At 72.4% G+C, this 26,137-nt stretch carries 24 protein-coding genes; 12 read left to right on the forward strand and 12 right to left on the reverse strand.

All coding sequences use genetic code 11. The features are described 5' to 3' along the window. The first annotated feature begins 31 nt into the window (after nt 1-31). Nucleotides 32-2,482, forward strand: a complete 2,451-nt coding sequence (locus tag OG393_RS23260) for a beta-glucosidase (protein WP_442817348.1) — start codon at nt 32-34, stop codon at nt 2,480-2,482. A gap of 71 nt (nt 2,483-2,553) precedes the next feature. On the opposite strand, the gene OG393_RS23265 is transcribed toward OG393_RS23260, so the two are convergent. Beyond that, nucleotides 2,554-3,453, reverse strand: coding sequence for an SGNH/GDSL hydrolase family protein (locus tag OG393_RS23265; protein ID WP_327376629.1), 900 nt, complete (start codon nt 3,451-3,453; stop codon nt 2,554-2,556). Between the two features lie 261 nt (nt 3,454-3,714). On the opposite strand from OG393_RS23265, the gene OG393_RS23270 reads away from it, so the two are divergent. Next, nucleotides 3,715-4,209 (forward strand): DUF3145 domain-containing protein, encoded by a 495-nt coding sequence (locus tag OG393_RS23270; protein ID WP_327376630.1) that lies wholly within the window; start codon nt 3,715-3,717, stop codon nt 4,207-4,209. Between the two features lie 167 nt (nt 4,210-4,376). On the opposite strand, the gene fabF is transcribed toward OG393_RS23270, so the two are convergent. The 5 genes from fabF to fasR form a co-directional block, all read right to left on the reverse strand. Next, nucleotides 4,377-5,639, reverse strand: a complete 1,263-nt coding sequence (gene fabF, locus OG393_RS23275; protein ID WP_327376631.1) for a beta-ketoacyl-ACP synthase II — start codon at nt 5,637-5,639, stop codon at nt 4,377-4,379. A gap of 79 nt (nt 5,640-5,718) precedes the next feature. After that, nucleotides 5,719-5,967: an acyl carrier protein gene (locus OG393_RS23280; protein ID WP_147977854.1), complete on the reverse strand. Its 249-nt coding sequence runs from the start codon at nt 5,965-5,967 to the stop codon at nt 5,719-5,721. A gap of 56 nt (nt 5,968-6,023) precedes the next feature. Next, entirely contained in the window at nt 6,024-7,055 is a 1,032-nt protein-coding gene (locus tag OG393_RS23285; protein ID WP_327376632.1) for a ketoacyl-ACP synthase III, read from the reverse strand. An 18-nt stretch (nt 7,056-7,073) separates the two neighbouring features. Continuing rightward, a complete protein-coding gene (locus OG393_RS23290; RefSeq protein WP_327376633.1) occupies nt 7,074-7,991 on the reverse strand; it encodes an ACP S-malonyltransferase in 918 nt (305 codons plus the stop codon). A gap of 89 nt (nt 7,992-8,080) precedes the next feature. Then, the gene (gene fasR / locus OG393_RS23295; protein ID WP_327376634.1) at nt 8,081-9,262 is read right to left on the reverse strand and encodes a fatty acid biosynthesis transcriptional regulator FasR; all 1,182 of its coding nucleotides are present in this window, start codon (nt 9,260-9,262) and stop codon (nt 8,081-8,083) included. 142 nt (nt 9,263-9,404) lie between these two features. On the opposite strand from fasR, the gene OG393_RS23300 reads away from it, so the two are divergent. Beyond that, nucleotides 9,405-10,061: a pirin family protein gene (locus OG393_RS23300; protein ID WP_442817430.1), complete on the forward strand. Its 657-nt coding sequence runs from the start codon at nt 9,405-9,407 to the stop codon at nt 10,059-10,061. A gap of 66 nt (nt 10,062-10,127) precedes the next feature. Here the strand turns inward: OG393_RS23300 and OG393_RS23305 are convergent, their stop codons facing one another. After that, on the reverse strand, nt 10,128-11,273 hold the full coding sequence (locus tag OG393_RS23305; RefSeq protein WP_327376636.1) for a L,D-transpeptidase: 1,146 nt from the start codon (nt 11,271-11,273) through the stop codon (nt 10,128-10,130). Between the two features lie 237 nt (nt 11,274-11,510). Between OG393_RS23305 and OG393_RS23310 the strand changes: the two genes are divergently transcribed. The 5 genes from OG393_RS23310 (at nt 11,511) to OG393_RS23330 (ending at nt 17,336) form a co-directional block, all read left to right on the forward strand. Beyond that, nucleotides 11,511-12,686 (forward strand): lipid II:glycine glycyltransferase FemX, encoded by a 1,176-nt coding sequence (locus OG393_RS23310; RefSeq protein WP_327376637.1) that lies wholly within the window; start codon nt 11,511-11,513, stop codon nt 12,684-12,686. Continuing rightward, on the forward strand, nt 12,683-14,329 hold the full coding sequence (gene murJ / locus OG393_RS23315; RefSeq protein WP_327376638.1) for a murein biosynthesis integral membrane protein MurJ: 1,647 nt from the start codon (nt 12,683-12,685) through the stop codon (nt 14,327-14,329). The genes OG393_RS23310 and murJ overlap by 4 nt, the downstream gene beginning before the upstream one ends. A 210-nt stretch (nt 14,330-14,539) precedes the next feature. Continuing rightward, a complete protein-coding gene (locus tag OG393_RS23320; protein WP_327376639.1) occupies nt 14,540-15,223 on the forward strand; it encodes a response regulator transcription factor in 684 nt (227 codons plus the stop codon). Further along, on the forward strand, nt 15,220-16,707 hold the full coding sequence (locus tag OG393_RS23325) for a HAMP domain-containing sensor histidine kinase (protein ID WP_327376640.1): 1,488 nt from the start codon (nt 15,220-15,222) through the stop codon (nt 16,705-16,707). The genes OG393_RS23320 and OG393_RS23325 overlap by 4 nt, the downstream gene beginning before the upstream one ends. Then, complete coding sequence (locus tag OG393_RS23330; RefSeq protein WP_327376641.1) at nt 16,704-17,336, forward strand: hypothetical protein; 633 nt, start codon at nt 16,704-16,706, stop codon at nt 17,334-17,336. The genes OG393_RS23325 and OG393_RS23330 overlap by 4 nt, the downstream gene beginning before the upstream one ends. A 69-nt stretch (nt 17,337-17,405) precedes the next feature. On the opposite strand, the gene OG393_RS23335 is transcribed toward OG393_RS23330, so the two are convergent. After that, complete coding sequence (locus OG393_RS23335) at nt 17,406-18,221, reverse strand: serine hydrolase domain-containing protein (RefSeq protein WP_327376642.1); 816 nt, start codon at nt 18,219-18,221, stop codon at nt 17,406-17,408. A 69-nt stretch (nt 18,222-18,290) separates the two neighbouring features. On the opposite strand from OG393_RS23335, the gene OG393_RS23340 reads away from it, so the two are divergent. Both OG393_RS23340 and OG393_RS23345 read left to right on the forward strand, forming a co-directional pair. After that, the gene (locus OG393_RS23340) at nt 18,291-18,695 is read left to right on the forward strand and encodes a MerR family transcriptional regulator (RefSeq protein WP_327376643.1); all 405 of its coding nucleotides are present in this window, start codon (nt 18,291-18,293) and stop codon (nt 18,693-18,695) included. Between the two features lie 4 nt (nt 18,696-18,699). After that, nucleotides 18,700-19,710, forward strand: coding sequence for an aldo/keto reductase (locus OG393_RS23345; RefSeq protein ID WP_327376644.1), 1,011 nt, complete (start codon nt 18,700-18,702; stop codon nt 19,708-19,710). A gap of 72 nt (nt 19,711-19,782) precedes the next feature. On the opposite strand, the gene OG393_RS23350 is transcribed toward OG393_RS23345, so the two are convergent. The 3 genes from OG393_RS23350 to OG393_RS23360 all read right to left on the reverse strand — a co-directional run bounded on the left by OG393_RS23350 (nt 19,783) and on the right by OG393_RS23360 (nt 22,840). Next, nucleotides 19,783-20,649 (reverse strand): DUF4429 domain-containing protein, encoded by an 867-nt coding sequence (locus OG393_RS23350; protein WP_327376645.1) that lies wholly within the window; start codon nt 20,647-20,649, stop codon nt 19,783-19,785. A gap of 66 nt (nt 20,650-20,715) precedes the next feature. Beyond that, nucleotides 20,716-21,936: an alpha/beta hydrolase gene (locus OG393_RS23355; protein WP_327376646.1), complete on the reverse strand. Its 1,221-nt coding sequence runs from the start codon at nt 21,934-21,936 to the stop codon at nt 20,716-20,718. Between the two features lie 274 nt (nt 21,937-22,210). Continuing rightward, the gene (locus OG393_RS23360; protein ID WP_327376647.1) at nt 22,211-22,840 is read right to left on the reverse strand and encodes a TetR family transcriptional regulator; all 630 of its coding nucleotides are present in this window, start codon (nt 22,838-22,840) and stop codon (nt 22,211-22,213) included. 125 nt (nt 22,841-22,965) lie between these two features. On the opposite strand from OG393_RS23360, the gene OG393_RS23365 reads away from it, so the two are divergent. Next, nucleotides 22,966-24,588, forward strand: coding sequence for an MFS transporter (locus OG393_RS23365; RefSeq protein ID WP_327376648.1), 1,623 nt, complete (start codon nt 22,966-22,968; stop codon nt 24,586-24,588). 234 nt (nt 24,589-24,822) lie between these two features. Continuing rightward, entirely contained in the window at nt 24,823-25,332 is a 510-nt protein-coding gene (locus OG393_RS23370; protein ID WP_327376649.1) for a peptidase inhibitor family I36 protein, read from the forward strand. Here OG393_RS23370 and OG393_RS23375 read toward each other — a convergent pair. Next, nucleotides 25,313-26,101 carry a potassium channel family protein gene (locus tag OG393_RS23375; protein ID WP_327376650.1) on the reverse strand — a complete coding sequence of 263 codons (789 nt, stop codon included), beginning with the start codon at nt 26,099-26,101 and terminating at the stop codon, nt 25,313-25,315. The two genes, OG393_RS23370 and OG393_RS23375, sit on opposite strands and share 20 nt — an antisense overlap. Nucleotides 26,102-26,137: the final 36 nt, after the last annotated feature.

The raw sequence follows: 26,137 nt of genomic DNA on the forward strand, positions 1-26,137 counted from the left end.
TTTCCCGGTACTTCGACGAGGAGGTACGGCCGTGGCGGAGAACAGCGCGGAGAACGTGCGTGAACGGGCCGTCGAGGCGGCGCTCGCCCGGCTCGACCTGGACACCAGGGCCCGGCTGCTCGCCGGCCGGGACATGTGGTCGCTGCCGGGCCTGCCCGCCATCGGGCTGCGGCCCCTGGTCATGTCCGACGGGCCGATCGGTGTGCGAGGCGTGCGCTGGACCGCCGACGACCCCTCCGTCGCCCTGCCCTCCCCGACCGCGCTCGCCGCCTCCTGGGACCCCGCGCTGGCCCGCCGGGCCGGCCGTCTGCTCGCCCAGGAGGCCCGTCGCAAAGGCGTCCACGTCCTTCTCGCGCCGACGGTGAACCTGCACCGCTCGCCCCTGGGCGGACGACACTTCGAGGCATACAGCGAAGACCCCTTTCTCACCGGCGAGATCGGCACCGGATACGTCCTGGGCGTCCAGGACGGAGGTGTCGGCACCACGGTCAAGCACTTCGTCGCCAACGACGCCGAGACGGACCGTTTCACCGTCGACAACCGGATCACCCCGCGCGCGCTCCGCGAGGTGTACCTCGCACCCTTCGAAGCGATCGTCGAGAACGCCCGCCCCTGGGGTGTCATGACCGCGTACAACCAGGTCAACGGTGTGACGATGACCGAGCACCGCCATCTGGTGAACGAGGTCCTGCGAGGAGAATGGGGTTTCGACGGCGTCAACGTCTCCGACTGGATGGCGGCCCGTTCCACCCGTGGATGCGTCGAGGGCGGACTCGACCTCGCCATGCCCGGCCCGCACACGGTCTACGGTGAGGCGCTCGCCGCCGCCGTCCGCGCCGGCGAGGTCGAGGAGTCGGCCGTCGCCGCCGCCGTCCGCAACGTGCTGCGGCTCGCCGCACGCGTCGGAGCCCTCGAAAGCGCCCCGCCGGCCGTCACCGAGCTCCCCGCGCCCCTCGACGGAGTGGCGCTCGCCCGCGAGATCGCCGTCCGCGGTCTCGTGCTCGTCCGCAACGAGAAGGAGGCCCTGCCGCTCGCCGCGCACGGCACCGTCGCTCTCAGCGGAGCCGCCGCCCGCGACGCCCGCGTCCTCGGCGGCGGCTCCGCCCAGGTGTTCCCCGACTGTGTCGTCTCCCCGCTCGACGGCCTCGCCGCCGCCCTCCCCGAGGGCGCCCTGACGTTCGCGGTCGGCGCCGACCCAGGCGACGAACTCGCCGCCGCGGGGCAGGGCTTCACCCTGCGCGCGATCTGCCGCGACGCCGACGGGACGGTCCTCGGCGAGGGCACCCTGCCCAACGGCCAGGTCCAGTGGATCGGCGACGACCTGCCGGTCGGTGTCACCCACGAGGAGCTCGCCTCCGTCGAGGTCGTCGGCACCTTCACTCCGCGCGAGACCGGCGAACACGCCTTCGGAACCCGCGGCCTGGGAGCCTTCGTCCTCACCGTCGCCGGACGCACCGTCTTCGAGGGCGTGCAGGCGATGGGCACGGAGAGCGACCCCTTCGAGGCGTACTTCGGCGCCCCCGTCGAACGCGCCGCGGTCGGACTCGTCGCCGGGGAGACCGTCGAGGTGTCGCTGCTGCACCCGCTGGACGAGGAGTTCGCGCCCCCGCTGCCCGCCGTGATGTTCTCCTTCGTCCACCTCGGTCCGCGCCGTGACCCCTGCGAACTGATCGCCGAAGCCGTCGAGGCGGCCCGTGCCGCCGACACCGCCGTCGTGGTCGTCGCCACCACCGAGCGGGTCGAGTCCGAGGGCTTCGACCGTGAGCACCTGGCCCTGCCCGGCCACCAGGACGACCTCGTCCGGGCCGTCGCCGCCGCCAACCCGAACACGGTGGTCGTCGTCAACGCCGGTTCGCCGGTCGAGATGCCCTGGCGAGAGGAGGTCGCCGCGATCCTGCTCGCCTGGTTCCCCGGCCAGGAGGGCGGCACCGCGCTCGCCGAGGTGCTCAGCGGCGCCGCCGAACCGGGCGGACGGCTGCCCACCACGTGGCCCGTCGCCCTCGCCGGGGTCCCCGTCAGCGAGGTCATCCCGTCCGAAGGCGCTCTCCGCTACACCGAGGGCGTCTTCATCGGCTACCGCGCCTGGGACCGGTCCGGAGCCGCCCCCGCCTACGCCTTCGGGCACGGTCTCGGCTACACCACCTGGTCCTACGACTCCCTGGAGGTCACGGGGGACACCGCCCGCGTCCGGATCACCAACACCGGCGACCGCGCCGGCCGCGAGGTCGTCCAGGTCTACCTCGCCCCGCTGTACGACACGGCCGGGCGCCCCGCCCGCCGGCTGGCCGGCTTCGCCTCCGTGGAGGCGGAGGCGGGCGGCTCCGTCGAGGTCGTGGTCCGGTTGCCCCGCCGGGCCTTCGAGGTCTGGGACGAGGAGCGCTCCGCCTGGACCACGATCCCCGGAACGTACGAGGTCAGGGCCGCGCACGCGCTCGACGACACTCGCCTGACGGCCACTCTGGAGGTCCGGGACCCCGCGTGAACGGCCCTGGCACGGAATCCGACGACCGTTCCGGGAACCGCCCGATCCGGACCGCCCGTCAGCCGCCTCCCCTACGCGGGCGGTTCCACCGCCGTCACCTGGCGGTGGGCGATCTCCGCGAGCCGGGCCTGCCCGTCCCGGCTCGGGTGGAACCAGTCCCAGGGGCTCAGCTGCCCGCCGTCGAACCGGAAGTCGAAGACCGCCCCGCCGTCGTACCGGCAGCGCGGATCGTCGGCACAGACCTCCTTCAGGGCCCCGTTGTACGCCACCACGCGGTCGCGGACCGTGGCGCGCCGCCGTTCGGCGGGTGCGCTCAGGTCCTCCGCGCCGGCCAGCATCGAGGCACAGATCCCCAGCTTCCAGACCTGTCGCCCCATCGGGCTGACCCGGCCCGTCGACCACAGTCGGCGCAGGTCCGGCACGCTCGCCACGTACACCTGTGCCGTGGGCGCGGTCGCCCGCAGCCGGGCCATCGCCGTCGCGAACGAGGCGCGGAACTCCTCGACCGGGGTCATCAGCTCCGGGGACTCCCGGCAGGCGTCGTTCGCGCCCATCATGACCGTCACCAGCTCAGGCTTGTGGGCCGCCGCCCGTGTCATCTGCGCGGGCAGCTCCGCCATCCGCGCCCCGGACCGGGCCAGGTTCCAGCTGTTCGCCGCCATCCGCCGCGTACCGAGCAGCCGCAGGGCGAGGCTGTCGACCGCGGCGTCCGTGCCGGTCGCCCAGGACGCCTCCGGACAGTCCGTCAGAACACCGCAGGCGTCGAAGGCGCGGGTGATCGAGTCGCCGACCGCGGCCACCGAGGAGGGCGAGGCGTCCCAGACGGGGGCCGGGCTGGGCTCCGGGGCCGCCGGCCGGGACGGCGCGGAGGCCCCGCGGCTCCCCGACTCGCAGCCGGACAGCGCGCCCACGCACAGCAGAACCGCCGCCACGGCCGCGACGGCGGTTCGGCATCCCTGTCCGGCGCGCATCGCGCGGTCCCTCCTCCGGTGCCCGTAGGGCGTCCTGGCGAGTGAAAGCTTGGTGTCCGGCGGGGCTCGTACCGACCGTACGTCATCCCGAGGGTGGTGCGGCACGGTAGCTTTTTCCCCGTCGAACCAGAGGCAGCTCTGCCCATCGGCTCCGGTAAATTACATCACGTCACATACTGTCCCTTTTGCGGAGTTTTGCTCCGGATGCTGTTTACTGAGGCCGCTGGGCAAGGCGAACCTCGTCCCACACTGGAGGTCCCGGTGACGACACGTGGAGTCCTGTACGTTCACTCCGCACCGCGTGCGCTGTGCCCGCACGTCGAATGGGCGGTCGCGGGTGTCCTCGGTGCGAGGGTCCAGCTCGACTGGATCCGCCAGCCGGCGTCCCCGGGTACCTGGAGAGCCGAGTTCTCCTGGCGGGGCCAGACCGGCACCGCGTCCAGACTCGCCTCCGCGCTGCGCGGCTGGCAGATGCTCCGCTTCGAGGTCACGGCGGAGCCGTGCCCGACGGCCGAGGGCGAGCGCTACAGCGCCACGCCCGAACTCGGGATCTTCCACGCCGTCACCGGCATGCACGGCGACATCCTCATCCCGGAGGACCGGCTGCGCGCCGCGTTGGCCCGCTCCGCGCGCGGGGAGACGGAGCTGGAGGCGGAGGTCGCCAAACTGCTGGGCAAGCCCTGGGACGACGAACTGGAGCCCTTCCGTTACGCGGGCGAGGGCGCCCCGGTCCGCTGGCTCCACCAGGTGGTCTGAGGACCCCGCCGCGCGCCCACGGGGCTCGCGGCCGCTCCGCCGTCGACGGCCGCCCGCGCATGTCCGCGCACAGCCCGCGCGTTTCCGCGTACCGCCACCCCTGGACGCACATGGCCCCCGCCGGTGTCGGCGGGGGCCATGTGCCAGGCGTCGGGGACGTCCGCGGGTCAGACCGTGCGGAACGCCAGGACCACGTTGTGGCCGCCGAAACCGAAGGAGTTGTTGATCGCCGCGATCGTGCCCTGCGGCAGCTCGCGCGGCTCTCCGAGGACGACGTCCGCCTCGATCGCCGGGTCCAGCTCGTCGACGTTGATCGTCGGCGGTGCCGTGCGGTGGTACAGCGCCAGGACCGTCGCGACGGTCTCGATGCCACCCGCGCCGCCCAGCAGGTGACCGGTCATCGACTTGGTCGCGGAGATCGCGACGTGGTCGAGGTCGTCTCCCAGGATCTGGCGCAAGGCTTTGATCTCGGCGACGTCGCCCTGGGGCGTCGAGGTGGCGTGCGCGTTGAGGTGCACCACCTCGGACGGCTTGAGGTCGGTCGAGTCCAGCAGGTTCCGCATCGCGGCGGCGATGCCCCGGCCGGTCGGCTCGGGCTGCGCGATGTGGTGGCTGTCGGCCGACAGGCCCTGCCCCAGCACCTCGCAGTAGATCTTCGCGCCGCGTGCCTTCGCGTGCTCCTCGGACTCGAGGACCACGACGCCCGCGCCCTCGCCGAGGACGAATCCGTCACGGCCGGTGTCGTACGGACGCGATGCCTTGGTGGGCTCGTCGTTGTTCTTGGACATCGCCATCATGTTGGCGAAGGCCGCGATGGGCAGGGGGTGGATGGCCGCCTCGGTGCCGCCGGCCACGACCACGTCGGCCCGGCCGGTACGGATCATCTCGACGGCGTAGCCGATCGCCTCGGCACCCGACGCGCAGGCGGAGACCGGGGTGTGGACGCCCGCGCGGGCGTTCACCTCCAGGCCGACGTTGGCGGAGGGGCCGTTCGGCATCAGCATGGGGACGGTGTGCGGGGAGACGCGGCGGACGCCCTTCTCCTTCAGCACGTCGTACTGGTCCAGCAGCGTGGTGACACCACCGATGCCGGAGGCGATGACGGTGCCGAGTCGTTCGGGCACGATCGTTTCGTCGTCACCGGCGGGCGCGGTGTACCCCGCGTCGGCCCACGCCTCACGGGCCGCGATCAGCGCGAACTGCGCCGAACGGTCCAGCTTGCGGGCGAGCGGACGGGGGAGGACCTCGCCGGGATCGACCGCGGCGGGCGCGGCGATCCGCACGGGCAGTTCCGCGAAGCGGTCGCCCTCCAGGGGCTTGACGCCGGAGCGTCCCGCCATCAGACCTTCCCAGGTCGATGCGGAGTCGCCACCCAGCGGAGTGGTTGCGCCGAGACCGGTGACGACCACGGTGCGATTGGTCGAGCTCACAGGAATTCTTTCTCCACGTGTGTGATGGTCGAAAAACGGCGCCACCGCCGGGTGGCGAACCGAATCAGCAAGGACCGAATCAGCCCTGGTGCTTCAGGATGTAGTCGGCAGCGTCGCCGACCGTCTTGAGGTTCTTGACGTCCTCGTCCGGGATCTTGACGTCGAAGCGCTCTTCGGCGGCGACAACGACCTCGACCATGGACAGGGAGTCGACGTCCAGGTCGTCGGTGAACGACTTGCCGAGCTCGACGTCCTCGGCCGGGATGCCGGCGATCTCGTTCACGATCTCGGCGAGACCTTCGACGATCTCTTCCTGGGTGAAGGCCATGTTGGCGCTCCTTCTGTGATTGCTTCGGTAAGGGGCTTCCGGGAGATCCGGTGTGCCTAGGGGAGGGTAACGACCGTCGCGGCGTAGACGAGACCCGCCCCGAAGCCGATGACGAGCGCGGTGTCGCCGCTCTTCGCCTTCCCGGTCGCCAGCATCCGCTCCATGGCGAGCGGAATGGAGGCGGCCGAGGTGTTGCCGGTGGTCTCGACGTCACGGGCGACCGTGACGTGCTCCGGCAGCTTCAGGGTCTTCACCATCGAGTCGATGATCCGCATGTTCGCCTGGTGCGGGATGAAGACGTCCAGGTCCTCCGGCGCGATGCCGGCGGCGTCCAGCGCCTGCTGGGCGACCTTGGCCATCTCGAAGACGGCCCAGCGGAAGACCGCCTGGCCCTCCTGAGTGATGGCCGGGAACTTGATCTCGCCCTTCTCGTTGAGGGGCAGCTTCGACACGTCGCCGAGCTGGAACTCGTTCCACGGCACGGTCTGCTTGATGGTCTCCGACTTGTCGCCCTCGGAGCCCCAGACGGTGGGGCCGATGTGCGGCTCGTCGGAGGGGCCGACGACCACGGCGCCCGCGCCGTCGCCGAACAGGAAGGCCGTCGCACGGTCCTCCAGGTCGGTCAGGTCGCTCAGTCGCTCGACGCCGATGACCAGCACGTACTCGGCCGAACCCTCGACGATCATGCCCTTGGCGAGCGTCAGGCCGTAGCCGAAGCCCGCGCAGCCGGCGGAGATGTCGAAGGCGGCCGGCTTACCCGCGCCGATCTTGTCGGCGATCTCGGTCGCGACGGCCGGGGTCTGCTTGAAGTGCGACACCGTGGACACGACCACCGCGCCGACCTGCTCCGGGGTGATCCCGGCGTCGGCGATGGCCTTGCCCGCCGCCTCGACCGACATCGCGGTCACGGTCTCCTCGGGGGAGGCCCAGTGGCGGGTGGCGATGCCGGAGCGCGAGCGGATCCACTCGTCGGACGAGTCGATCGTCTCGAGGATCACCTCGTTCGGCACGACCCGGACGGGGCGGTAGCCGCCGACACCCAGGATCCGCGCGTACGGGGCGCCCTTGCTGGGCTTGATCTTCGACATGCTTCTCGACACTCCTTGTCAGGCTGCGGTGTGCTCGGCGACAAGCGTGCGGGCCGCGTCGAGGTCGTCGGGGGTCTTGAGGGCGACCGTGGCCACACCGGGCAGGGCGCGCTTGGCGAGCCCGGTCAGGGTGCCACCGGGGCACACCTCGACCAGCGCGGTGGCGCCCAGCGTCCGGAAGGTGTCCATGCACAGGTCCCAACGGACCGGGTTCGCCACCTGGCCGACGAGACGTGCGACGACCTCGGTGCCGCTGCCGACGGTCCGGCCGTCCTTGTTCGAGACGTAGGTGACAGCCGGGTCGGTCACGGCCGGCTCCCGGGCCGCCGACTCGAGCCGCTCGACCGCGGGGGCCATGTGGTGCGTGTGGAACGCGCCGGCCACCTTCAGCGCGACGACCCGACGGACGCCCTCGGGCTTGTCCGCCTCCAGTGCGGCCAGCTGTTCCAGGGTGCCGGCGGCCACGATCTGGCCCGCGCCGTTCATGTTGGCCGGGGTCAGGCCGAGCTTCTCCAGGTGCGGGACGGTCACCTCGGGGTCGCCGCCGAGCAGTGCCGACATGCCGGTCTCGGTGATCGCGGCGGCCTCGGCCATGGCCACGCCGCGGGTCCGTACGAGACGCAGTGCGGCGGTGTCGTCGAGGACGCCCGCGAGGGCGGCGGCGGTGAACTCGCCGACGCTGTGGCCCGCGACGGCGCCGGGGGTGACGTCACCGAGGGCGGCGGCCGAGAGCAGCCCCGCGGCCACCAGCAGGGGCTGGGCCACGGCGGTGTCGCGGATCTCGTCCGCGTCGGCCTTCGTGCCGTAGTGGGCGAGGTCGAGCCCGATGGCGTCGGACCAGGCCGCGATGCGGTCGGCGGCGCCGGGCAGTTCGAGCCAGGGAGTCAGGAAGCCGGGCGTCTGAGCGCCTTGGCCGGGAGCGACGAGTACGAGCACCCTCACACTCTCTCTTGTGGACGGTCCGCCGCGCCCGTGAGGACTGGGACGAAGAACCGTCGGGGGAATTGTCGGTGTTCGACAAAAGTCTAGGACTGCGGATCTCCGTCGGCCAAGCGCCCCAGGATGAGCGCGATTCGCAGGGTGAACGCGGATCGCACGTCGGAGGGTGACCAGCCGGTGACGTCTGTCACACGTCGGAGCCGGTAGCGCACGGTGTTGGGGTGAACGAACAACATCCGCGCCGCGCCTTCCAGGCTGCTCGCCTGTTCCAGATAGACACTGAGCGTTTCCAGGAGGGCCGAGCCCGCCTCCTCCAGCGGTCTGTAGATCTCCTCCACCAGCTGTTCGCGCGCCGAAGGGTCGGAGGCGATGGCCCGCTCCGGCAGGAGATCGTCCGCCAGGACCGGCCGCGGGGCGTCCTGCCAGGCAGAACACGCCTTGAGGCCGGCCGCGGCGGCCTGCGCGGAGCGGGTGGCGGCGAGGAGGTCGGGTACCACGGGCCCGGCGACCACCGGGCCCGCCGCGTACGGCCCGATCAGGGCCTTGGCGACCTGGAGCGGATTGTCGTTCCCGCCGGCGATCACCACCAGCCGGTCCCCGAGAACACCGGTGAGGACCTGGATCTTGGCGTGGCGGGCGGCGCGGCGGATCGCCTCGACGGTCAGCTCGCTGTCGCCGTCGGGGGCTGTGCCGAGGACGACGCAGACGTGCTCGGGGGAGTTCCAGCCGAGCGCGGCGGCCCGGGAGACGGCGCCCTCGTCCGCCTCGCCGGACAGGACCGCGTTGACGACCAGGGATTCCAGCCGGGCGTCCCAGGCGCCCCGCGCCTCCGCGGCCTGTGCGTAGACCTGCGCGGTCGCGAAGGCGATCTCGCGGGCGTAGACGAGCAGCGCCTCGCGCAGGATCGACTCGTCCCCGGGCGCGGCGACCTCGTCGATCGCCACTTCCATGACCTCGATGGTGGTGCGGACCATCTCGACGGTCTGGCGCAGGGTGATGGCCCGGGTCAGTTCGCGCGGCGCGGTCCCGAAGACGTCGGTGGAGATCGCCTGAGGGGTCTCCGGGTGCCGGAACCACTCGGTGAACGCGGCGATGCCGGCCTGGGCGACCAGGCCGATCCACGACCGGTTCTCGGGCGGCATCGCCCGGTACCACGGCAGCGTCTCGTCCATGCGGGCAATGGCGTTGGCGGCGAGCCGCCCGGAGGACTGTTCGAGGCGTTTCAGGGTCGCGGAGTGCGGGTGAGCGGCGTTCGTGGGTTCAGGCACGGGGACAAGACTGCCTTATCGGGACGGCGACGTGCGGGGTCGGGGCGGTCTGCCCGCCCGCGGGCCCGGCGGACGTCCCCCGACCGGGCCGCACGGCCGGCCTCCCCCGCCGCACGCCCCGGCGGCTACCGTTTACTCCGTGATGAGCATCCAGCGCGCCGGCGACCGCTACCCCGGCGGCGATCCCGAGGCCGGGATCGAGACCCGGCACGCGTTCTCCTTCGGCGCCTCCTACGACCCCGACAACCTGGGCTTCGGCGCGCTCCTCGCCTGCAACGAGGAGCGGCTCGCCCCCGGCGCCGGGTTCGCCGAGCACCCGCACAGTCACACCGAGATCGTCACCTGGGTCGTCGAGGGCGAGCTGACCCACCACGACTCGGCCGGACACACCACCGTCGTCCGCCCCGGGGACGTGCAGCGGCTCAGCTCGGCCCGGGGCGTCCGGCACGAGGAACGCAACGACGCGGACGTGCCCCTGATCTTCGTCCAGATGTGGCTGGCTCCGCTGGAGCCGGGCGGCGACCCCTCCTACGAGATCGTCCCCGGCATCGCCGACTCCACCCCGTACGCGCTGCCCGGCGCGGCCTCGATGCTCCACGTGCGGCGCCTGGCCGCGGGTGAGCGGACCGCCGTGCCCGACGCCGACCGCGTGTACGCGCACGTCGTCCGCGGCACCGTCCGCCTCGACGGCGAGGAACTCGCCCCCGGCGACGCCGCCCGGGTCACCGGCGCCGGGAACCTCGCACTGCTCGCCACCGCCGACGCGGAGGTCCTGCTATGGGAGATGCGGGCCCGCTGAGCGGCCGCCGGGACCTCGAACCGATCGAAGGCCACCGCACGGACACGGAGCCGCGCCCGTCCCGCGTCAGTGCGCCAGCGCGCTCTTCCCCCGCCACGCCTCCCAGCTCACGTTCCACGCGCCGTAGCCGTTGCCCTCGGCCACCGTCCCCTTGGTCTCCGCGCCCTTGATCTCGAACGGGTCGCCGACCTTCACCATGGCGTAGAACGACGCGGCGTCCTCCGTGCTCATCCCGACACAGCCCGAACTGTGGTTCGCCCGGCCGAAGTACGCCGCGTTCCACGGCGCCGCGTGCGCGTACATGCCCGACCAGGTCAGCCGCATCGAGTAGTCGACCATCTTGTCGTAGGCGTCGCCCAGCCCCACCGTCTCCGAGTTCATGTTGATCGTGCCCTCCTTGGCCATCAGCACCGCCGTGCCCCGCCAGGAACGCTTGTCACCGCCGGGCGTGCCGCCCGAGACCGGGATGGCGCGCACCACGCGCCCCTCCCGCTCCACCGTGAGCCGGTGGCTGTCCAGGTCGACCCGGACCACCTGCGCCTCCCCGACCGTGAACCCGGTCCGGTAGTCCCGGACGAACCAGCCGCCCCCCGAGTCCGTGCCGTTCAGCTCCGCGTCGAGCGTCACCTTCGTCCCCGGCTTCCAGTACGCCTCGGGCCGCCAGTCCACCCGGTCCTTGCCCGACCAGTCCTTCAGCCAGCCCCAGGACCCCACCGTGCCGTTGGAGGTGGTGACCTTCAACTGCTTCTCCACCTCGGCCTTGTGCGTCACCGGCCGGTCGAAGACGATCGACAGCGGATGCCCGATTCCGACCGTCGTGTTCTTCCCGGGAGCCAGCGTCAACTTGTTGACCCGTGCGGCCTTCTCCGTCGAGAACGTCGACCGGGTCGTCGTCTCCGCACCACCCGCGCCGCGCGCCGTCACCTCCACGGTGTAGGAGGCGCCCGGCACCGCCTTGCGGTCCGAGACCCACGAAGCGCCGCCGGGCGCCGTCCGCCCCGCGAGCACCCCGCCGTCCCCGTCCGCCACCTTCACGGACGTCAGCGTGCCGCCCCGCGCCGTCACCGTCACCGGCCGGCCGGCCGCCGGCGACACCACGGCCACTTTCGCCGGACGGCCGTCCCCGCCGCCTCCCGCCGCGTCCCGTGGCGCGCCGACCGCACCCGCCGTGCAGGCGGTGAGCGAGACACTGAGGGCAACGGCCGCGACCATGGGGCGTATTCGGGTGCGGACGGGAAGCGCGGAAATCACGGAAGCCTCCGGAATCGGGGTGGGATGCCCTGGACTCTAGGCCGCCCCACCGCCGCGCGGACCTGCCGCGGGTCCTGTGACGGCGGCTGTGGCGGAACGGTCATCGTCCGGTCACATGCGACGCGCGGAGCGGTCAAAGTCGGCTGTGAGCATCCTGTGCGCCCCCCGAACGAGGGGCGGAACAAGGAGGCTCCCGTTGTGTCAGCGCTGCTCGTGACGGCCGCACCCGATGTGCGGGGTACGCGACTCGGTCCCGTCACACCCGACGCCTACCGCTCCTTCCTCGCCGCCAGGTCCACCGGTGCGGACGGCCCCAGTTTCCTTCAACTCCCCTCCTGGGCAAGGGTGAAGGAGGGCTGGCGGCACCAGCTCGTCGGCTGGGAGGGGGAATCGGGAGAACTGGCCGGAGTCGCCCTCGTCCTGCTGCGCCCCTTCCCCGGTACCCGCAAGTCCTTCGCCTACCTCCCCGAAGGCCCGGTCGCCGACTGGGCCGACCCGGACCTCGACGGCTGGCTCACCCCGCTCCTGAACCACCTGCGCGCGGCCGGCGCCTTCGCGGTACGCATCGGCCCCACGCCCGCCTTCCGCCGCTGGAAGGCCGCCGCCCTCAAGGCCAACACCGGCCCCGGGCGGCGCCTGGCCGACGTGCTGGCCGGCGAGGTCGACCCGCTCGGCACCGCCGTCGCCGAACGACTGCGCAGCCGCGGCTGGCGCCGCTGCGGCGGCGACGCCGGCGACGGGGCCGATGCCCAGCCCCGCTTCGTCTACCAGGTCCCGCTCGCCGACCGCACCTCGGACGACCTGTGGAGCGGCCTCAACCAGGAATGGCGGCGCAACGTCCGCAAGGCCCGCAGGTCCGGGGTCGAGACCGTCGTCGGCTCGGCCGCCGACCTGCCCGTGTTCCACCGGCTGCTCAGGATCACCGAGGAACGCGACGGCTTCCGGCTCGGCCGTTCCCTGGCCTACTACCAACGCCAGTACGAAGCCCTCAACGCCGAGCACCCGGGCCGGATGAAGCTCTACCTCGCTCGCCACGACGGCGAGATCCTCGCCGCGCACACCATGATCAGCGTCGGCGGGCGGGCCTGGTACCAGACCGGCGCCTCCGCCGACCACCGCCGTGAGGTGCGCCCCTCCAACGCCCTTCAGTGGCGGATGATGCTCGACGCGCACGCCCACGGGGCCGAGGTCTACGACATGCGCGGGGTACCCTCCACCCTTGATCCGGACGAACGTTCCCACGGACTGCTGCGCTGGAAGCTCGGCACCGGCGGGCAGGTCGTCGAGACGTTGGGGGAATGGGAGACACCGTTGAACGGCACGGCCAACCACGCGCTGTACCGGGCCTTTCATGCCTATCTGGCCCGCCGATGACGGCGACCGCCCTCGCCCCGGCCCGGACCGGCACCTCCGCACTGCGCAGCGGCGCGCTCATGGCCGCCGGTTCCCTCGTCTCGCGCGCCACCGGATTCGTACGCTCCGCCGTCGTCGCGGCGGCCCTGGGCGTCGGCCTGGTGTCCGACGGGTACGCGGTCGGCAACTCCGTGCCCACGATCGTCTACACGCTGCTCCTGGGAGGCGCCCTCAACGCCGTCTTCGTACCGGAGTTGGTCAAGGCGGCCAAGGAGCACGAGGACGGCGGCGCCGCCTACACCGACCGGCTGCTCACGGTGTGCGTGCTGGCCCTGCTGCTCCTCACGGCGGTCGCGGTCCTCGCGGCGCCCGCGATCGTCGACGTGTACACCGACTACTCCGGCGCGCAGCGCTCCACGACGGTTGCCTTCGCCCGGTACTGCCTGCCGCAGATCTTCTTCCTCGGGCTCTTCACCCTGCTCGGACAGGTACTCAACGCGCGGGGCCGCTTCGGCGCGATGATGTGGACACCGGTCCTCAACAACCTCGTCGTCGTCGGGGTGTTCGCGCTCTACCTGGTGACGGCGGCCGACGGCGGCCGGCTCACCGAGGGCGAGACCGCGCTGCTCGGCTGGGGCACCTCCGCGGGCATCGCGCTCCAGGCCCTGGCCCTCGTGCCGTCCCTGCGCGCGGCCCGCTTCCGCTGGCGACCGCGCTTCGACTGGCGCGGCAGCGGGCTGACGGCACCCCTGCGCGCGGCCGGCTGGCTGGTGCTCCTGGTCCTCACCAACCAGGGCGCGTACTGGGTCACGACCCGGCTCGCCACGGCAGCGGGGCAGCGGGCGGGGGCCGGGGACGGCGCGGGGGGTTTCGGTTTCGCCGCGTACAACAACGCGTATCTGCTGTGGGCGGTGCCGCACGGCATCGTCACCGTCTCCCTGGTGACCGCGCTGCTGCCCCGGATGAGCGCGGCGGCGGCCGAAGGGGACCTGACGGGCGTGCGCCGGGACGTCTCCTACGCACTGCGGACGAGCGCGGCGGGCATCGTGCCGGCCGCCTGCCTGCTGTTCGCGCTCGCCGCCCCCCTGATGGCGACCGTCTTCCAGTACGGCCGGACCGGCGCTGCCGACGTCCGGGCGATGGCCTGGATCCTGATGGCCTTCGCCCCTGGCCTGGTCGCGCTGTCCGGCCAGTACGTCTGCACCCGCGCCTTCTACGCCCTCCGGGACACCCGCACCCCCTTCCTGCTGAACCTGGTGATCGCCGGGCTCAACGCGGCCCTTTCGGTGACCGCGTACGCGTTCCTCCCGGCACGCTGGGCGGTGGCCGGCATGGCCGCCGGCTACACGGTGGCCCTGTGGGCGGGCTGGGCCCTGACGGCCTGGGTACTCGGCCGGCGGCTGGGCGCCCCCGCCGGACGGGACCATCCGCGTGCCCTGCCCGCGCTGGCGCGACTGGGATGCGCCGCCGTCCCGGCCGCCGTGGCCGGCCTGCTGGTCGCCGACACGGTCGGCACCGCGGGCGTGGTCGCCGCGGACGCGGGCGGGACGCTCGCCGTCCTGGCGGTCTTCGCCGCGCTCGCCCACCCGCTCCGGCTCCTCGAACTGCGGGCGCTCCTGACCGGCGCGGCGGACCGGCTGCGCGGCCTCGTCCGCGGGGCGTGACCCCGGCCGCCTCCGCCGCCGGGCCCGGCCACGCCCGGCACCCCACCGCCCTCACGCCGGCGCGGGCCGTCCCCGGCCCACCTCGGGCGCTCCGATACCGCTCCGGCCCGGTGCGGGACGGTGCCGGACGGTCCGCCTCCCCACGGTGCCGACCGCCTCCCGGCGGGGACTCCGTCCGTACCAAGACCGGGATACGGGGATAATCGACGGATGCCTCGTGTGCTCCTCATAGAAGACGACCCTTCCGTGCGCGAGGGGGTGGAACTCGGCCTGCGCCGAAGAGGGCACGAGGTGCGGACCGCCGCCACCGGGGAGTCCGGGCTGGCCGCGCTCGACGAGTTCCGCCCCGACCTCGTGCTGCTCGATCTGATGCTGCCCGGCATGAACGGGGTACAGGTCTGCCGCCGGGTCCGGGAGACCAGCCAGCTCCCGATCATCATGCTCACCGCCCGGGGCGACGACTTCGACGTCGTCACCGGCCTGGAGACCGGCGCCGACGACTACATCGTCAAACCCGCGCGCACCGAGGTCATCGAAGCCCGCATCCGGGCCGTGCTGCGGAGGATCGAGGAACCGGGCGACGCGCGGCCCGCCGTCGAGTTCCACGGGGACCTCGCCGTCGACCGCTCCGGACTCACCGTCGCCAAGTCCGGCGAGCGACTCCCGCTCGCCCCCTCCGAACTGAAACTGCTGCTCCATCTGACGGCCGCCCCCGAGCAGGTCTTCAGCCGCCAGCAGTTGCTGGAACACGTCTGGGAACACAGCTACCACGGCGACGCCCGGCTCGTGGACGCCTGTGTCCGCCGGCTGCGCAACAAGATCGAGGACACCCCCGGGAACCCCCGCTACATCCAGACCCTGCGGGGCTTCGGCTACCGGTTCGGCCCCCTGTGAGGCGCGCCGAGAAGAGGGACACCGATCCGGCCGCCCCGCCCGCCCGACGCCGACGGTTCCGGCCGTTCGGGCTGCGGACCCGGCTCGTCATCGCCTTCCTCCTTGTCGCCGCCATCGGCTGCGGCACCACCGCCACCCTCACCTATCGGGCCGCCCGCAACGCGATCCTCGAACAGACCCAGGACACCGCGGTCTCCGCGTTCCGCGACCAGATCGGCCGCCTCATCACCCCGCTCCCCGTCAACCAGGACGGCCTGCGCGCCGCCGTGAACGAGGTCGCCAAGTGGGGCAAGCCCCGGCCCTGGCGCGTCTACGCCGAGTACGGCGACCTCTGGGCCTCCTCCACCACCTCCCGGACCATCGGCGCCACCGTCATCACTCCCGAACTCCGCGCCGGCGCCCAGGGCACGCCGTACGGCGCCTTCCAACGGGTCCTGCGCGACGGCGTCGCGTACCTCACCATCGCCATGCCCGCCGCCTTCCAGCCGCACGTGGCCACCGGCACCGTCCACCGCACCGGTCTGGTCTTCTACGCGGTCCTCGAACTCGACGTGGAGGAAGCCGACATCGAGGCGATGCTGGTCGCCGCCCGCGACGGTGTACTCCCCGCCCTGCTCGTCGCGCTCATCCCCGCCCTGCTCGCCGCCCGCAGCGTGCTGCGGCCCGTCCGGGAACTGCGCCGCGCCGCCCGCAATATGGGGCGCGGCGCGCTGGACACCCGCATCCCGGCCCGCGGGACCGGCGAACTCTCCGATCTCGCACGGACCTTCAACGAATCCGCCGCCGCCCTCGAGAGCTCCGTCGCCGAACTGCGGCGCGCCGAGGCCCGCGCCCGCCGTTTCGCCTCCGACGTCTCGCACGAGCTGCGCACCCCGCTGGCCGGGATGCTGGCGGTCACCGAGGTCCTCGACCAGGACGCGGGCGGCCTCGACTCCGACACCGCGCGTGCCGTGCGGCTCATCAGCGCGGAGACCGGGAAACTCGCCGTCCTCGTCGAGGACCTGATGGAGATCTCCCGGTTCGACGCGCGCGCCGCCGAACTCCACACCGACGAGGTCGACGTGGCCGACTCGATCCGCCGGACCCTTCAGAGCCGCCGCTGGACCGACGGCCCCGACGCGGTCGTCACCGAGCTCCCGGCCGGCATCCGCGCCCGCCTGGACCCGCGCCGCTTCGACGTCGTCGTCGCCAATCTGGTCGGCAACGCCCTGCGGCACGGCCGCCCACCCGTCACGGTCCGGCTGTTCGTCGACGGCTCCTGGCTGGTCACGGAGGTCGCCGACCGAGGGCCGGGTATTCCGGACGAGGTCCTGCCGCACGTCTTCGACCGCTTCTTCAAGGCCGACCAGGCCCGCACGCGCTCGTCCGGCAGCGGACTCGGACTCGCCATCACCCAGGAGAACGTACGGCTGCACGGCGGCACCGTGGAGGCGGCCGACCGGTCCGACGGCGGGGCCGTGTTCACCCTGAGGATGCCCCTGTGATCCGTGGCCGGGCGGTGGCCGCCGCGGTCGGGCTGGTGCTGGTCACCGCCGGTCTCGGGGGCTGCGGCGTGCGCAGGACCGACGTCATCGAGGCCGGCGCCCCGGCGACGATCGGCGTCGACACGCCTCCTCCGGACCGGATGCTGCTGTTCTTCGTCGACGCGCACGGCGGACTGATGCCCGTGGCCCGCCGCCTGGACGCGCCTCTTCCGGACGAGTCGTCCCCCGGCGACACGTCGGGGGACACGGGCGGGCGATCACCGGTCCCGGGCACCTCGGGCGGGTCCGGTGCGGCCTCGGACCGCCGCGGAAGGGTCGCCACCGAGAAGGTGCTCACCGTGCTCCAGTACGGTCCCGACTCCCGGGAACGGGCCGTCGGGATCACGTCCCGGCTCTCCCCGCCGCGCGCGGAGGCACCCGAGTTCACCGTCGAGGTCCCCCCCTCAGGGGACCGGGCCGACGGTGAGCGGACGGTGCTGGTCAGGACCCAGCGGCGCGTCCTGGACCTGGACGAGACCGCCGTGGAACAGCTCGTCTGCACGACCGCCTACGCGGAGGACCCCAGGGGAGGAACGCTCGTCCGCCTCGTCGGCGTCGACGGTTCGCTGCCCGCCGCCGCCTGCGACTGAGGACGGCGCGACCGGGCGCGGCCGACAGGCTCCCCGGAGCCTGTCGGGTGGCCTTCGGCCGACAGCCTCTCAGCCGCGCAGCTCCGCCAGCACCGCGTCGGTGAACGGCGGCCAGGCTTCCACCGCCCAGGGCCCGAAGTCCCGGTCGGTCAGGGCCACGCACGCGGCGCCCGCGTCCGGGTCGACCCACAGGAAGGTGCCCGACTGGCCGAAATGCCCGAAGGTACGCGGCGAGGACGAAGCGCCCGTCCAGTGCGGCGACTTGGAGTCCCGGATCTCGAAGCCGAGCCCCCAGTCGTTGGGCTTCTGGTGCCCGTAGCCGGGAAGGATGCCGGTGAGGCCGGGATGGGTGACGGTCATCGCGTCGAGCACCGTGCGCGCGTCCAGCAGCCGGGGTGCCTGCAACTCCGCGGCGAACCGCAGAAGGTCGTCGACGGTCGACACCGCGTCCTTGGCGGGCGAGCCGTCCAGCGCGGTCGCCGTCATGCCCAGCGGGGCCAGGACCGCCTGGTGCAGATAGTCGGTGAAGGGAATGTCCGTGGCCTTGGCGACATGGTCTCCGAGCGCCTCGAAACCGGTGTTGGAGTAGATCCTGCGCGCGCCCGGGGCGGCCATCACCCTCGGCTCGTCGAAGGCCAGGCCGGACGTGTGGGCCAGCAGGTGGCGGACGGTCGCGCCCTCGGGCCCGGCCTGCTCGTCGAGGTCGATCGCGCCCTCCTCGTACGCGACGAGGACGGCGTAGGCCGCCAGCGGCTTGGTGACCGAAGCCAGCGGGAACCGCCGTCCGGTGGGGCCGTGGGTCCCGGCCACGGTGCCGTCCGCGCGGACGACGGCTGCCGCCGCGGTGGGCACGGGCCAGTTCTCGATCATCGCCAGGCTCTGCATGACCCCGAGCCTACTGGGCGGACGAAGTCACTTGCCTGGAGTGCACTCGAAGTCCGTAGCGTAGAGGTCATGAGCGTGATCGAGGGCACCACTCCGACGCATCCGCGCCCGGACGGCCGGGACCGCTACACGATCAGTGAGGTAGCCGCCATGACCGGTCTGACGGCGCACACCCTGCGCTGGTACGAGCGGATCGGACTGATGCCGCACGTGGACCGCTCACACACCGGCCAGCGACGCTTCAGCGACCATGACCTCCAGTGGCTGGCCTTCGTCGGCAAGCTGCGGCTGACCGGTATGCCGGTCGCCTCGATGGTGCGCTACGCGGAGCTCGTGCGGGAGGGCGATCGCACCGTCGCCGCGCGGCGCGAGCTGCTGGAGGACACGCGACGGGACGTGGCGTCCCGGATCGCCGAGCTCCGGGACGCGCTGGCCGTGCTGGACGTCAAGATCAGTCACTACGGGGAGGCATGACCCGATGAGCAGGATTTCCACGGTCCGACTGGGCACGGACGGACCGCAGATCGGTGTCCAGGGCTTCGGCGCCATGGGCATCAGCGAGTTCTACGGCGACACCGACGAGGCCGCCGCCCGCGACACCCTCGACGCGGCCCTGGAGGCCGGCGTCACGCTGATCGACACGGCGGACGTGTACGGGCAGGGCGCCAACGAGGAGTTCCTCGCGCCGTTCGTCGCCGCCCACCGCGACGAGATCACCCTCGCGACCAAGTTCGCCATCGAGCGGCGGCCCGACGACCCCCACTACCGGGGCGTCCGCAACGACCCCACCTACATCCGGCGGGCCGCCGAGGGCAGCCTGCGCCGCCTCGGTGTGGAGACCATCGACCTGTACTACATGCACCGCCGCGACCCGGCCGTGCCGCTCGCCGAATCGGTCGGCGCGATGGCCGAACTGGTACGGGAGGGCAAGGTGCGGCACCTGGGCCTGAGCGAGGTCACCGGCGCGGAGCTGCGCGAGGCGTACGCGGTCCACCCCATCGCCGCCCTCCAGTCGGAGTGGTCGCTCTTCTCCCGTGACGTGGAACGCAGCGCGGTCGGCGCGGCGGCCGCGCTCGGGGTGACCTTCGTGCCGTACTCACCGCTGGGCCGCGGCTTCCTGACGGGTGCGTTCAAGGACGCCGCGCGGGACCTGTCGGGCAGCGACTATCGGCGGCACCAGCCGCGCTTCACCGGCGAGAACGCCGAGCGGAACGCGGCACTCCTGGAGCCGGTACTGAAGATCGCCGCGGCGCACGGGGCCTCGGCGGCCCAGATCGCGCTGGCCTGGGTCCAGCGGCGGTCGGCCGTGCACGGCCTGTCGGTCGTCCCCATCCCGGGCACCCGCAAGCGGTCCCGGCTCCTGGAGAACGCCGCGGCCACCACGATCACGCTCTCCGAGACCGAGCTGGCCGCCCTGGAGCCGATCGCCGCCGAGGTGGCGGGGGACCGGTACCCGGACATGACCTTCACCTCGGCGGCCCGGGAGTAACGCGCGGGGCGGGCGGCTCGTCGCCGCCGGGCCGGGCGGTGTCACCCCTCTCCCGGCTCCGTCCCGCCCCGCTCACAGCTCCGCCAGCAGATCCGCCTTCTTCGCCGTGAACTCCTCGTCCGTCACCAGCCCCGCCCGGTGCAGTTCCCCCAGGTGCCGGATGCGCTCCGCGACCCCCGCCGGGTCGCGCCGCTCCGCCGCGAGGGGCGCCGCCGCCCGTCCCGCGCCCCGGATCGCCGCGAGGACGGAGGCCGCGAACGGCAGCGACTCGTGGACCGGTCCGTATCCGAGGCCGAAGACGACCGCCGCCGGGTCCTGGTCCGCCTGCGCGGGGCGCGGTTCACCCTTGCGCGGCAGCAGACGCAGGTATCCGTCGAAGACGTCGGGGGACCGCCACTCGACACCGCTGAGGTCCCGCACCGCGAACGTCTGGTCACCGGCCTTCCACTTCTCCGAGGACGCGCCCGTCCAGAACCAGCGGAACGCGATCTCCGACCTGCCGTCGAACGTCGCCTTCCCGTCATACGCCTTGAAGGACTGCGGCCCCTCCGGCGCCGCGACCAGGAAGCCGTCGGACGGTTCGCCGTCCGCGCCGCCCGGACGGCCCGCGAGCACCCTCCGCAGTTCGTCCCGGTAGTACTCGGCGAGCGTCTCCTGCTCGGCCGGAAGCACCAGCCGGTACGGGTCGCAGACGTCCTTGAGCTGCCCCGCCGCCGCTTCCACCAGAGGGTCGGCGCCCGGCCGTGGTACGGCGTGCAGCACGACGGTGCCCCGCTTGCCCGGGGCGAGCGTCACCGACGCCAACGCCTCGTGCGGGACACGCCGTTCGCGCAGCGCCTGGAACAGCCTCGGTGTGCGGATCCCCCGTTCGAAGCGGATGACGACGGCGTCGTTCTCGAACTCCCAGGTGGCATGAATTCCGGCCAGCACATCACCCATGTGCCATATCGTATGCGGCCGACGCCCGCGCGTCGCCCCTGTGAGAGCGCCCCGGTTCGGCGTGCTCTACGCGCGTATGTTCCCCTCGGCGCCGGAGATTCCACGGCGGCAGCCGCCGTCGGCGCCCGCGCAGGTCAGATCCTGGTACGCCCCCACCCCTATCGCGGCGAAGTTGTCGAGGCTCTCGGTACCCGGCTCGAAGTATCCGGCGTGGCCGGCCGCCCCGGCGGCCGAGAGCAGGCGCGCCCCGAACTCGGGCGCCACCGGGTCCGCTCCGTGCCCGACCCCGCCGACCTCCAGGTTGGGCACGTCCCGGATCCAGTCGTCCGCGTCCCGCATCGCCCACACCCGGGCGCGGGTGGACAGTTCGGCCGCGCTGTCCACCCGCATACCGGGAGATCCGGCCACCGCCATGTCCGTCACCCGGGCGGGCAGCCGGTGCGCGGCGACCCCGCAGAGCACCGAGCCGTAGCTGTGGCAGAACAGGGCGATGCGCGAGGTGCCCGGCAGGGCGTCGGTCATCTCCACGAGGCGTACCGCGCCGTTCTCGGCGAGCCGGCCCAGGGCGGCGTCGATGCCGAGCCCGACGGGCGCGGTGTAGTCGGCCCAGGCGATGACGGCGGTGCCGGAGGCCGGTGCCGCGCTGCGCTCCGCCGCGTACAAGGATTCGGCCATTCCGGCGGGGGCCGTGTACCTGCCGTGGGTCTTCTGGAAGGTCAGGAGGTTGGTGTCGACCCCTGGCACGATCACCGACACCCTTCGCGCCCGGTCCAGATCGCCCAGAACCTCGGCCGTCCGGCCCGGGCCGGTCGGATCGAAGGCCAGGATCTGGCGGCCACGCCGCATCAGCGACATGAAGCGGTGCACCCGGCGCAGGGCCTCGTGCCGTCCGGCGGTGTTCAGCCGCGGGTCGTCGACCCGGCCCCGCTCGGCGGCGAGCGCGCGGGCGAGGGAGAGGCGGTTGGCCCGGTAACGCAAGGTGACGGGCGCTCCGTTGAGGTTGCCGACGACCAGTGGGTGCGCGTCGGCGAGCCGGGTCCCCGAGGAGGGGCCTATGGAGTCGAAGAACGCGGCGATCCTCGGGGCGGGGGAAGCCGGGTCGGGGAGCGCCCGCTGACCGATCCGCCCGTGCGCCCACGCATTGAGCGCACGGGCCCGGAGGTCCCCTGGCCCGCGGTGATGCCGGACCGTCGTCCAGCCGGTGGTCGCCAGAAGCACGAACACGACGGCCAGCGCGAGCAGCGCGCGCCCGACCGGAAGAGTGGGGGAGGAGTCGAAGGAAGTCACTCCGGCACACCCTAGGAGACCCGCCCGGCGCGCCGGACGGGTGGGTGACGGGGATCACATGACGATCGGCGGCGAGGTCACGTTCCGTGTGTACGGGCACACGCCTCGCGCGCCCCGGTTCACCGTCGCCGAGGCCGTTGGACCGGCGATGTCGGCCTGTGGAGCGCGGGTGAGCCGGCACTCGCCCCGGCGTAGCGCGGAGAGGCGGGAACCCGCTGAGACGGTCAGGCGACCGTGGCGGGAATTCCCGGGCCTTGATCCGGGGATTCGGAAGTCAAGAGCGCCAGTCGGCCACCAGCGCCGGACCCAGCTGGTCCAGGTGACGTCCCGTGAGTTCGCGCATCGCTTCGAGAGTCGGGTCGCCGCCCCGTCCCCACAGTTGGCCGGTCACCCGCATCACGCCGCTGAACGCCGCCACGGCGACCCGTGGGCGCGGGTCCTCGTCCACGTCCAGGCCCTCGCGCTCGGCGATGAGCCGGGCGATGCTCTCCTCCATCTCGGCGGAGCGTCGCAGGTGGGTGGCGAGGAGCGCCGGAGTCGACTCGATCATCCGGAAGGTCCGCAGGTACAGGTCGACCGGCACGACCTCCATGACCGCCTCGCCGATGGTGTTCCAGGCGCAGAGCACCGCGTTGCGCATCGCGTCGAGCGGGCCTTCCTCGGCGGGACGCTCGGCCAGGGCCCGGACGAAGCGTTCCTCCACCATCTGCTGGACGGCGAAGGCGACCTCCTCCTTGGAGGCGAAGTACCGGAAGAAGGTGCGCTGCGAGACCTCGACCGCCTCGGTGATCTCGTCCACGGTGGTCTGCTCGTACCCCTGGGACGTGAACAGTTCGAGAGCCACCCGCAGCAGTGCGTCCCTGGTGCGCTGCTTCTTCCGTTCCCGCAGGCCGGAAACCGTCACGGCATGGTCCTCTTTCCGCCTTTTCCCGACGCCTCGTGCGACTCAGCGTACCTCCGGGATACATGGCAGTTACCGGCGAGTGAATCCCTTTGTCAATTGTCAGTGGCTGACATTACCCTTCCGGTATGACTCGTCAGATCACCATGGAAAAGGCCCCGCAGGGTCAGGGGGGCGACCAGGGCCCCGCTCCGGCCGCGGCGAAGGGACTGCGCGGCCACCCCTGGCTGACTCTGTTCGCCGTCGCGATCGGCGTCATGATGGTGGCCCTCGACGGCACCATCGTCGCCATCGCCAACCCCGCCATCCAGAAGGACCTGGGCGCCTCGCTCGCCGACGTCCAGTGGATCACCAACGGCTATCTGCTCGCCCTCGCCGTCGCCCTGATCACGGCCGGCAAGCTGGGTGACCGCTTCGGCCACCGGCAGACCTTCCTGATCGGCATCGCCGGCTTCGCCGCCGCGTCCGGCGCGATCGGCATGTCCGGTTCGATCAGCCTCGTGATCGCGTTCCGGGTGCTCCAGGGGCTCTTCGGCGCCCTGCTGATGCCCGCCGCGCTGGGCTTGCTGCGCGCCACCTTCCCGGCCGAGGAGCTGAACATGGCGATCGGTATCTGGGGCATGGTGATCGGCGCCTCCACGGCCGGCGGACCGATCGTCGGCGGCCTGCTCGTCGAGCACGTCAGCTGGCAGTCCGTCTTCTTCGTCAACGTGCCCGTCGGGGTGATCGCGCTCCTCTTCGGCCTGGTGATCCTCAGGGACCACCGTGCCGAGAACGCTCCGCGCTCCTTCGACATCCTCGGCATCGTGCTGCTCTCGGCCGCGATGGGGTCCCTCATCTGGGGCATCATCAAGGCCGGTGACTCCTGGGGCTGGGACAGCGGCAAGACCTGGGGCTTCCTGATCGGCGCGGTCGTGCTCTTCGGCCTCTTCGCCCTGTGGGAGACCAAGGTCGCGGAACCGCTCATCCCGCTGGGCATGTTCCGCTCCGTGCCGCTGTCCGCCGGTGTGGTCCTGATGGTCCTGATGGCCTTCGCGTTCATGGGCGGCCTGTTCTTCGTGACCTTCTACCTCCAGGGTGTGAAGGGGCTCAGCCCCGTGGACAGCGGGCTGCACCTGCTCCCGCTGACCGCGATGATGATCGTCTCCTCGCCGCTGGCCGGCGCCCTGATCACCAAGTTCGGTCCCCGCATCCCGCTGGTCGGCGGGATGGTCTGCACCGCCACAGCCATGTTCGGCATGCTCACCCTGACCTCCGGGACGGGCACACTCGCCATGTCCCTCTGGTTCGCCCTGCTGGGCCTCGGCCTCGCCCCCGTCATGGTCGGTGCCACCGAGGTCATCGTCGGCAACGCTCCGCTGGAGCTCTCCGGTGTGGCGGGCGGCCTCCAGCAAGCCGCGATGCAGGTCGGCGGCGCGCTCGGCACGGCCGTCCTCGGGGCGGTGATGTCCTCCAAGGTCGCCGGCGCCTTCGCGGAGAACTGGAAGGACGCCGGCATCCCGGTCCCGGCCGACCCCCGGCTGGAGCAGGCCGCCGAGTTCGGCATGGTCCCGCCGGAGCTGGGCGAGGCGCCCGGCATGACCCCCCAGCTGGTCGACAGCATCACCGGCGTCATCCACGACACGTTCATGGACGGTATGGGGCTGGCCTTCACCGTCGCCGGTGTCGTCGCGGTCGTCGCCGCGCTGGTCGCCACGCTCACCAAGCGGGGCGAGAACGCGGAGGCCGGTGCGGGCGCCGCCCACATCTGACCCGCGCCGCATCCGGGCCTCCGCCGCATCCGGCCCCTCGCGCGGGAGACGAGGGCCGGTGCGCGATGTCCGCACCGCCGCGTCAACACGGCGTGAACACGGCCCCGCCGGACCCGGTCCGGCGGGGCCGTCACCTATCCGGGTGATCCCGCTCGAACCCTCTTCCCATCGGGGGATCGCTCCCACAGAGTTGTGGTTACAGAGAGTGACGAAAAGTGATGGGGGTTCACCGACATGCGTACACAGACCGTTCTCACCGCCGCCGCCCTGGCGGCCACCCTCCTGAGCGCCCTGCCCGCGACGACCATGGCGGCCACTCCGGCGTCCGCCACCGCCACCGCCACCGCCACCGCCACCGCCACCGCCACCGCCACCGCCACCGCCACCGCCACCGCCGGGCCGACGGCGAGGGCCGGGACCCAGGCGCCGCCGTCCGCCGCCGCGGCCGGCCCGCGGACCAGGCTCGGCGCCTGCGGCCCCGGCCAGCTGTGTCTGTGGCCCAAACCCGATTTCGGGGGCAAGGCGCGGACTCATGAGCTGTCCGACACCGATATCGACAGCTGCGTGCCGCTCCCGCCGGGCGCCACGGCCCTGGCGCTCGCCAACCGCACCGGGAGGCCGGTCACCACCTACCAGTCGGCCGAATGCGCGGAGACCGGCGCCTTCGAGACCTATCCGGGCGACGGTACGTGGGTGCCGCAGTCACCCCACCAGGTGCGCGCCTTCAAGATCTGGGAGCGGTAGCGGTGTCCTCCAGCGCGTCGCTCGCGGCATCGTTCTGCGAGGGCACCCCGGGCGCCGACGACAGGCGCGCGACGTCCGCCCGCAGCTCCTTGACCTCACGGGTGAGTGCGTCGAGCAGTTCGGCGTGGCGGCGCTCGGCCTCGTCGTCCCGGTCGAAGCGGGAGATGAACCAGGCGGCGATATTGGCGGTCACCACACCCAGCAGGGCGATGCCCGAGAGCATCAGGCCCACGGCGAGGAAGCGGCCGAGACCCGTGGTCGGGGAGAGGTCCCCGTACCCCACGGTCGTCATCGTGGCGAACGACCACCACACGGCGTCACCCAGTGTCTTGATGTTGCCGCCCGGCGCGTCCCGCTCCACCTGCAGTACCGCCAGCGAACCGAACATCATCAGTCCGACCACCGCACCGGCCACATATGTCGTGAGCGTGATCTGCGGGGTCATACGGGCCCGTCGGCCCACCAGGAGGAGTGTCGCGACCAGACGCAGCAGCCGCAGCGGCTGAACGAGGGGCAGCAGGACCGCGAGCAGATCGAGCGGATGGCTCCGCACGAAGTCCCATCTGGCCGGCGCCAGGGCAAGCCGTACGAGGTAGTCCAGCGCGAAGGCGGACCAGACGACCCACTCGGTGAGCGAACAGACCAGATGGACCCAGGGAGCCGCGTCGGGCAGCACGATCCGTACGGCGTAGGCGATGCCGAACGCGATCGCGAGCCCCAGCAGGGGTGTCTGACTCCGCGCCTCCCAGTGTTCCCTCATGCAGGGCATCGTAGGGAACGCCGCGGGGCGGCAGGACCAGCGGTC

The sequence above is a fragment of the Streptomyces sp. NBC_01216 genome, from assembly GCF_035994945.1.
Taxonomy (GTDB): domain Bacteria; phylum Actinomycetota; class Actinomycetes; order Streptomycetales; family Streptomycetaceae; genus Streptomyces.